Raw genomic sequence first — 3,637 nt, 5'->3', positions numbered from 1 at the left:
ATGCGGCCCTGGTTGGGGAAGTCGTTGACATAGGCCGAGCCGATGGCCGAGGACAGCACATTGCCCACATCGGCAAACGACACGCCCAGGGCGTTGGCTTGCTTGCGATCCACTTGCAATTGCACTTGCGGTGCTTCAGCCAAGGCGCTTTCGCGCACGTTGGCCAGGATCGGGCTTTTTTCGGCGGCGGCCAGCAACTCGGTACGTGCTTGCATCAACGCGGCATGGCCGACGCCGCCACGGTCCTGCAAACGGAACTCGAAGCCGCTGGAAGTCCCCAGGCCGTCCACCGGCGGCGGCAGGATCGCGTAGGCAATCGCATCCTTGAGCTCGCTGAACGCTTCGTTGGCACGCTCGGCAATTGCCGAGGCCGAATCGTCGCTGCTGCGCTGCGACCAATCCTTGAGCGTGGTAAAGGCCAGCGCCGCGTTCTGCCCGGACCCGGAGAAACTGAAGCCCATGATCATGGTGGTATCGCCCACCCCAGGTTCGCCGGCGTTGTGCGCTTCGATCTGCTCGGCCACCTGCACCGTGCGGTTCTTGCTCGCGCCCGGCGGTAGCTGGATATCGGTGATGGTGTAACCCTGGTCTTCCACCGGCAGGAATGAGGAGGGCAGGCGACTGAACATCCACCCCAGGCCCACCAGCAGCACTAGATAGATCAACAGGTAGCGGCCGCTGCGCTTGAGGGCATAGGCCACCCAGCCTTCATAGCGGTCGGTGAGGCGCTCAAAACGCGTGTTGAACCAGCCGAAGAAACCGCCCTTGGCGTGGTGCTCGCCCTTGGCAATCGGTTTGAGCAAGGTGGCGCACAGCGCCGGCGTCAATGTCAGGGCCAGGAACGCCGAGAACAGGATCGAGGTGGCCATCGACAGTGAGAACTGTTGGTAGATCACACCCACCGAACCCGGCATGAACGCCATCGGCAAGAACACCGCCACCAGTACCAACGTGATACCGACGATGGCGCCAGTGATCTGGCCCATGGCTTTTTTCGTTGCGTCCTTGGGCGACAGGCCTTCGGTGGCCATGATGCGCTCGACGTTTTCGACCACCACAATCGCATCGTCCACCAGGATGCCGATCGCCAGCACCATACCGAACATGGTCAGCACGTTGATCGAGAAACCCAGCAACAACATGGTGGCGAAAGTGCCCATCAGTGCAATCGGCACCACCAGCGTGGGGATCAAGGTGTAGCGCACGTTCTGCAGGAACAGGAACATCACCGCAAACACCAGCGCCATCGCCTCCAGCAAGGTGTAGACCACTTTGGTGATCGAGACTTTGACGAACGGCGACGTGTCGTAAGGGATCTTGTACTCCACGTTGGCCGGGAAGTAGCGCGACAGCTCGTCCATCTTTGCCCGCACCAGGGTTGCGGTGTTCAGCGCGTTGGCGCCGGGCGACAGTTGCACACTGACGGCAGTCGACGGCTTGCCGTTCAGGCGCGTGGAGAACTGGTATTCCTGGCTGCCGACTTCCACCCGCGCCACATCGCCGATGCGCACGGTGGAACCGTCGGGGTTAGCCTTGAGCACGATGTCGGCAAATTCCGCCGGGGTCGACAGTTGGCCCTTGACCAGGATTGCGGCGGTGATTTCCTGGGTCTTGGTGCCCGGCAAATCGCCAATGCTGCCCGCCGAGACCTGAGCGTTTTGCGCGCTGATCGCGGCGTTCACGTCGGCTGGCGTCAGGTTGAAACCGATCAGCTTCTGCGGGTCGATCCAGATGCGCATGGCGCGTTCGGCACCATACAGCTGGGCCTTGCCCACGCCGTCCAGGCGCTTGAGTTCGTTCATCACGTTGCGCGCCAGGTAATCGCTGAGCGCTACGTCGTCGAGCTTGCCGTCGTTGGAGGTCAGGGTCACCAGCAGCAGGAAGCCGGCGGAGACTTTCTCCACTTGCAAACCTTGCTGGGTCACGGCTTGCGGCAAGCGCGGTTCTACCGCTTTAAGACGGTTTTGCACGTCCACCTGGGCCATTTCCGGGTTGGTGCCCGGCTGGAAAGTCGCGGTGATGGTGGCCGAGCCCAGGCTGCTCTGGGATTCGAAGTACAGCAAGTGATCGGCGCCGTTAAGCTCCTGCTCGATCAGGCTGACCACGCTCTCATCCAGGGTCTGGGCCGAGGCGCCGGGGTACACCGCGTAGATCTCCACTTTCGGCGGCGCAACGTTGGGGTACTGGGCCACCGGCAACTGCGGGATGGCGAGCGCGCCGGCCAGCAGGATAAACAGGGCCACCACCCAGGCGAAAATCGGGCGGTCAATAAAGAACTGCGGCATGGCGGGTTATTCCTTGACTGGCTGGCCGGAGGCGGGGCTGTCATCCACCTCGACTTTTTCACCGGGGCGCGCGTGTTGCAGGCCTTCGACGACGATACGGTCACCGGGCTTGAGGCCGCTGCTGACGATCCAGCGGTCCTCAATCACCGCGCCCAGTTCTACCGGCTGCTGGCTGACGGTTTGTTCGGCATCCAACAGCAGCACCATCGGGATGCCAGCGCTGTCACGCGTGATGGCACGTTGCGGCACGCTGATACCTTGCTTGTCCACGGCCTGTTCGAGGCGCACACGCACAAAGCTGCCCGGCAACAGGTCGAGGTCCGGGTTGGGGAACTCGCTGCGCAGGATGATCTGCCCGGTGCCCGGGTCGACGCTGATTTCCGCAAACAGCAGCTTGCCCGGCAACGGGTACAGGCTGCCGTCGTCCTGGATCAGCGTGGCCTTGGCCTGGTCCTGGCCGACCTGCTTCAAGCTACCGGCGCGGAAGGCGCGGCGCAGGTCATTGAGTTCGCGGGTCGATTGGGTGAGGTCGGCGTGGATCGGGTCCAGTTGCTGGATAATCGCCAGCGGCGTGGCCTCGTTCTGGCCGACCAGCGCACCTTCGGTCACCAACGCACGGCCGATGCGCCCGGAAATCGGTGCGGTGACGGTGGCGTAGCCCAGGTTCAACCGGGCGCGCTCGACCGCGGCCTTGTTGGCGGCGACTTCGGCGTTGGTCTGGCGCACGGCGGCGCGGGCGTTGTCGTAGTCCTGGCCGCTGATGGCGTTGCCTTCGACCAACTGGCTGTAGCGCTGCTCCTGCAGGCGCGCCTGGAATGCGTTGGCTTCGGCCTTGCTCAGGTTGGCCTGGGCGCTGTCCAGGTCGGCCTTGAACGGCGCGGGGTCGATGCGAAACAGCACGTCACCCTGTTTTACGTCGTGGCCTTCCTTGAAGACCCGCTGCATGACCACGCCGGCGACCCGTGCGCGCACTTCGGCAATGCGCGGCGCGGCGATACGCCCGCTCAATTCGCTGGTGATCGAGAGAGGTTTGGCCTGCAGGGTTTCGATGCGCACTTTGGCCAGTGGCGCCTCTGGCGCTTCATCGGCCGACTGGCCACAGCCACTCAGGGCCAGCGTCAGGGCCAGCAGGCAAAATGGCGCAAACAGATTCTTCGACATGCTCATATCCCAATATTGACTGGCGCATCCTAAAGACACCTGCGCCGTGGTGCTGTGAAGCTGTGTAGGCCGTGTGTGAAGAAGTGTAAGGTGCGGCCCATAGTCGCTTGAGGGCGTATATCCTTGCACAATCCTGCAAACAGCAAAGATCAAATGTGAAAACCGGGCCTGTGTGGGAGCCGGGCTTATGT

At 62.9% G+C, this 3,637-nt stretch carries 2 protein-coding genes; both read right to left on the bottom strand.

Going from position 1 to position 3,637, the window contains the following annotated elements; all coding sequences use genetic code 11:
* On the bottom strand, positions 1-2,285 hold a 2,285-nt coding region (locus tag FEM54_RS27555; RefSeq protein WP_138453750.1), incomplete at its 3' end, for an efflux RND transporter permease subunit.
* A gap of 6 nt (positions 2,286-2,291) precedes the next feature.
* A complete protein-coding gene (locus tag FEM54_RS27550) occupies positions 2,292-3,446 on the bottom strand; it encodes an efflux RND transporter periplasmic adaptor subunit (RefSeq protein WP_026013522.1) in 1,155 nt (384 codons plus the stop codon).
* Between the last annotated feature and the right edge of the window lie 191 nt (positions 3,447-3,637).

Source organism: Pseudomonas edaphica (assembly GCF_005863185.1).
In the GTDB taxonomy this organism is placed as follows: Bacteria; Pseudomonadota; Gammaproteobacteria; order Pseudomonadales; family Pseudomonadaceae; genus Aquipseudomonas; species Aquipseudomonas edaphica.
Note: the sequence above shows the minus strand (reverse complement) of the source record. Positions and strands in the feature narration are given on the sequence as shown.

Bases quoted from the DNA above. Each gene is read 5' to 3' on its own strand.
- FEM54_RS27550 (WP_026013522.1), bottom strand. From the start codon at position 3,446: ATGTCGAAGAATCTGTTTGCGCCATTTTGCCTGCTGGCCCTGACGCTG.